Here is a 4606-nt window from a genome sequence, read left to right as displayed (position 1 = left end):
CTCCCCTCTCCCGCTTGCGGGGGAGGGGCTGGGGGAGGGGGCACCTTTCCGCAGCCGACGAACCATCCGCAACGCAACGATCCCGCGCCGGACATCTCGTCCGGCGCGGGATCGTCGTTTTTACAACGGGTGCGACACGGCGCGCCCGTTCCAAATCCTACATGTGGATCATCCGCCCGCCGACGCCGAGGGCGGCTTCCTTCACCGCTTCTGGGAGGGTGGGGTGGGCGTGGACGCTGCGGGCGATGTCCTCGGCCGAGGACTGGAACTCGATGGCGAGCGCGGCCTCGGCGATGAGGTCCGAGGCGCGCGGGCCCAGGATGTGGAGGCCCAGCACGCGGTCGGTCTTCGCGTCAGCCAGCACCTTCACGAAGCCGTCCGTCTCGCCCATCGCACGGGCGCGGCCGTTGGCCGAGAAGGGGAACTTGCCGGCCTTGTACTCGACGCCCTTCGCCTTCAGCTCCTCTTCCGTGTCGCCGACGGAGGCGATCTCTGGCCAGGTGTAGACCACGTTGGCGACGGCGTCGTAGTTGACGTGGCCGTGCTTACCCGCGGCGTTCTCCACCGCGGCCGTGCCCTCCTCCTCGGCCTTGTGCGCCAGCATCCGCCCGCCGATGGCGTCACCGATCGCGTAGACGTTGCCCACGCCGGTGTGGTAGCGCCCGTCCACCTGGATCACGCCGCGCTCCACCTTCACGCCGGCCTCCTCGATGCCCATGCCCTGCGTGTACGCGCGCCGGCCGACCGCGACGAGCAGGTAGTCCGCCTCGATCGGCTCCTGGCCTTCGACGCTGACGACGACCTTGTCACCCTTCCGCTCCGCGCCCGTCACCTTGCTGCCGGTGCGGATGTCGAAGCCCTGCTTGCGGAACACCTTGTCCGCCTGGCGCACGACCTCGCCGTCCATGCCGGGGAGGATGCTCGGCATCGCTTCCAGCACCGTGACCTTCGCACCCAGGCGCAGCCATACGCTGCCCAGCTCCAGACCGATCACGCCGCCGCCGACCACGACGAGGTGGCCGGGCACGGCGGGGATGGCGAGCGCGCCGGTAGAGTCGATGATGCGTTCGCCGTCGAACTTGAGGAACGGCAGCTCCACCGGCACCGAGCCGGGGGCGAGCACGATGTTCTTCGCGCGCAGCGTCCGCTTCCCGTCAGCCGTCTCCACCTCGATGGTCTCGGGCGAGGTGAGGCGCCCGAAGCCTCGCACCCACTCGATCTTGTTCTTGCGGAAGAGGAAGGCCACGCCGTCGGTGTTGGCCTTCACCACCGCGTCCTTCCGCGCGTGCATCTTCGCCACGTCCATCTGCGGCTCGGCCACGGTGATGCCGTGCAACTCGCTCTTGTGGCGGATCTGGTCGAACAGCTCGGTGCTGTCCAGCAGCGCCTTGCTGGGGATGCAGCCCACGCGCACGCAGGTGCCGCCCAGCGCGGTCTCCTTCTCCACGCACGCCGTCTTGAAGCCGAGCTGCGCCGCGCGGATCGCGGCCACGTACCCGCCCGGCCCGCCGCCGAGCACCACCAGGTCGAAGCTCTGTTCGTCAGCCATCTTGTATGCTCTGCTCTTCGGAGTCGGTGTCTGAACGCGGGATGTCTTTAGGCATAATTTTTAAAAGATCTCTCAAGGCCATGGCTGTCTTCGGAGGCCATACTGGAGCATCCAATTGCTCCCTCAAGAGTAACCAGTTAAGGGCAGCACCTCTTTGCGCCGGCTCATCAGAGCCAAGAGGATTGGGTTCCTCTCGAGCGAGTGTACGCACAATACTCAGGATTTCTGCAACCATTTCGTCGCTTGACCGGCGGGGCACAACCGCGTCAGCTTCCTCAGGCAACGAGCACAACAAAGCTTCGAGGTCGGGCCAGAACTTTTCGAAACTCCGCTTCAGTCTCTCTGGTGTCAGGGCCTTCTCCTTCAAGGCCCGGTTGATACTCTGAACGAGTTCCCACGTCTCGTCTCGTGTCGCGCTTTTTGCCTGAAACTGCGTTAGTGGGCCCGGACTCAGTTCGGTTGGAGGAAATCCGATGAGATAAGGGCAGACAAACGCATCTTGAACGCTCTTCGCGAGCGCACCTGCTTCAAACAAGATCCAAGGAGCTGTCTGGTTCTCGCGTGTGAGGCAAAGAATCCCGTACTGTGTTTCAGCAAGTTGGGATTCTAGCTCTCTTGCCCACCGAGCTCCTGCGTCGATATCTGCTTTCGAAAGCCACGGATCAACTTCTTGGAGAACATCGGGTAGCCATTCGCGAAGCTTCTCGGCGACTTTAAAGCTGCGTGGTCCAGACCAACTGATGAAAACCTTCATAGGCACCAACCAGGAGGAACCCAATTAGGTGCGGGACCAAACCTGTTAGTCTGGTCCCGCAAGAATATCGATCGATCAGCCCTCCAGCAGCAGCGTCTCCGGGTCCTCCAGCATCTGCTTGATGGTGACCAGGAAGCGCACAGCCTCGCTGCCGTCCACGATGCGGTGGTCGTACGTGACGGCCAGGTACATGATGGGGCGGATGACGATCTCGCCGTTCACCACCACCGGCCGCTCCACGATGTTGTGCATCCCCAGGATCCCCACCTGCGGCGGGTTGAGGATGGGCGTGCTGAGCATGCTCCCGAACGTGCCGCCGTTGGTGATGGTGAAGGTGCCGCCCTGCAGCTCCTCCAGCGTCAGCTTGCCGTCGCGGGCGCGGGTGCCCAGCTCGCCGATGGACTTCTCCAGGTCCGCGAACCTGAGCCGGTCGGCGTTGCGCACCACGGGCACCACGAGCCCCTCGTCGGCCCCCACGGCGATGCCGATGTCGTAGTAGCTCTTGAGGACGATCTCGTCGCCCTGGATCTCGGCGTTGAGCCGCGGGAACTGCTTGAGCGCGCCGATGGCGGCCTTTGCGAAGAACGACATGAAGCCCAGCTTCACCCCGTGCTTCTTCGTGAACGCCTCCTGCCGGCGCTTGCGCAGCTCCATGACCTTGCTCAGGTCCACCTCGTTGAAGGTGGTGAGGCTGGCCGTGGTCTGCTGCGACTCGACGAGACGCCGGGCGATGGTCTGCCGCCGGCGCGACATCTTCTGCCGCTCCTCGCGACGCTCGCCGCCGGCGGTCGAGGCCGGAGCCGAAGACGGGGCGGGAGATGCGGGGCGGGGCGCGGGTGCGGCAGGCTGGGCCGCCGGTGCCTGCGCGGCGGGCTGCGCCTGCGGTGCGGGAGCCTGAGCCCCGCCGCCGTCGATGAAGCGCTGCACGTCTTCCTTGGTGATGCGCGAGTTGGGACCGGTGCCCGGCACCTTCGCCAGGTCCACGCCCGCCTCGGCCGCCAGCGTCCGCACCGCGGGCGACGTCTGCGCGTCCGCCACGGGCTGCGCGTCGCCCGCCGGCTTCGCCTCGGCGGGCGCGGGGGCCTTCTCCTCGTAATGGGCGGTGGCGGTCTGGCCCGCGGCGTCCTTGGGGGACGCGCCCGCGCCGGCCTCGATGCTGCCGAGCAGGTCGTTGACGCCCACGGTGTCGCCCTCGTTCTTGGCGATGGCGCCCAGCGTGCCGGCGGCGGGGGCGGCGACCTCGACGGTGATCTTGTCGGTCTCCAGCTCCACCACCACCTCGTCCTTGGCGACCGCGTCGCCCGCCTTCTTCGTCCACCTTCCCACCGTCGCCTCTACGACGGAATCGCCCAGCGGCGGAACTCGGATCTCGACCGGCATGTGGTGTCCGCTCCAATGTATCGGGGTGGTGATCTCACTTCGTCATCTCGAGCGGGGCCGTGCGCCTACCGGCCGCGCTTCCCGCCCTTGCCGCCGTCCACGGGCGCCGCGTCCACCTGCGGCAGCACGCGCCCGCCCGCCTCGGGCGAGTCCGACCACGCCGCGCGGACGATGCGGTTCTGCTCGTGCACGTGGCGCACGGCGCTGCCCTCGGCCGGGCTCGCGCGCTCCGGGCGGCCTTCGTAACGCACCGGCACGTCGCCCGCGATCTTCCGCAGCCGCGGCTCGGCGAAGGTCCACGCGCCCATGTTCTGCGGCTCCTCCTGCACCCACACGACCTCGCGCAGGGCGGGGAAGCCGCGCATCATCGCCGCCAGCTCCTCGTCCGGGAAGGGGTAGAGCTCCTCCACGCGCGCCAGCGCCACGCGCTCGCGCCCGGGGATCGCGTCGATCTCGCGCCGCTGGTCCTCGCTCAGCCCCACGAGGTCCACCCACACCTTGCCGCTGCACAGCAGCAGACGCGTGACGCCGTCCTTCCGCTCCTCTGCCGTGGCGTCCGGCAGCACGGGGCGGAAGGAGCCGGAGGACAGCTCCGCCAGCGTGGCGCCGGCGAGCGGCTGCCGCAGCAGGCTCTTGGGGCTCATCACCACCAGCGGCCGCGGGTCGCGCCCCAGCAGCTGCGCCTGTCGGCGGATGAGGTGGAAGTACTGCGCGCTGGTGGTGCAGTTGACCACGCGCAGGTTGCCTTCGGCGCAGAGCTGGAGATAGCGCTCCAGGCGTGCGCTGGAGTGCTCCGGCCCGCCGCCCTCGTAGCCGTGGGGGAGGAGGAGCACCATGCCCGAGGTCTGCTGCCACTTCTGGTAGCTCGACGCGAGGTATTGGTCGATCATCACCTGCGCGCCGTTGGCGAAGTCGCCGAACTG

At 67.6% G+C, this 4606-nt stretch carries 4 protein-coding genes; all 4 read right to left on the bottom strand.

All coding sequences use genetic code 11. From position 1 onward, the window contains the following. Window positions 1-157: 157 nt before the first annotated feature. Window positions 158-1549 (bottom strand): dihydrolipoyl dehydrogenase, encoded by a 1392-nt coding sequence (lpdA, locus tag VFE05_16295; GenBank protein HET6231635.1) that lies wholly within the window; start codon window positions 1547-1549, stop codon window positions 158-160. After that, on the bottom strand, window positions 1542-2303 hold the full coding sequence (locus VFE05_16290; protein ID HET6231634.1) for a toll/interleukin-1 receptor domain-containing protein: 762 nt from the start codon (window positions 2301-2303) through the stop codon (window positions 1542-1544). The genes lpdA and VFE05_16290 overlap by 8 nt, the downstream gene beginning before the upstream one ends. 75 nt (window positions 2304-2378) lie before the next feature. After that, window positions 2379-3683, bottom strand: coding sequence for a 2-oxoglutarate dehydrogenase complex dihydrolipoyllysine-residue succinyltransferase (gene odhB / locus VFE05_16285; protein ID HET6231633.1), 1305 nt, complete (start codon window positions 3681-3683; stop codon window positions 2379-2381). Window positions 3684-3748: 65 nt separating this feature from the next. Then, window positions 3749-4606 (bottom strand): hypothetical protein (locus tag VFE05_16280; protein HET6231632.1); only part of this gene is annotated, 858 nt, incomplete at its 5' end.

Source organism: Longimicrobiaceae bacterium (assembly GCA_035696245.1).
Classification (GTDB): domain Bacteria; phylum Gemmatimonadota; class Gemmatimonadetes; order Longimicrobiales; family Longimicrobiaceae; genus DASRQW01.
This window is presented reverse-complemented; position numbering and strand designations above follow the sequence as displayed.

Bases quoted from the DNA above. Each gene is read 5' to 3' on its own strand.
- lpdA (HET6231635.1), bottom strand. From the start codon at position 1,549: ATGGCTGACGAACAGAGCTTCGACCTGGTGGTGCTCGGCGGCGGGCCG.
- VFE05_16290 (HET6231634.1), bottom strand. From the start codon at position 2,303: ATGAAGGTTTTCATCAGTTGGTCTGGACCACGCAGCTTTAAAGTCGCC.
- odhB (HET6231633.1), bottom strand. From the start codon at position 3,683: ATGCCGGTCGAGATCCGAGTTCCGCCGCTGGGCGATTCCGTCGTAGAG.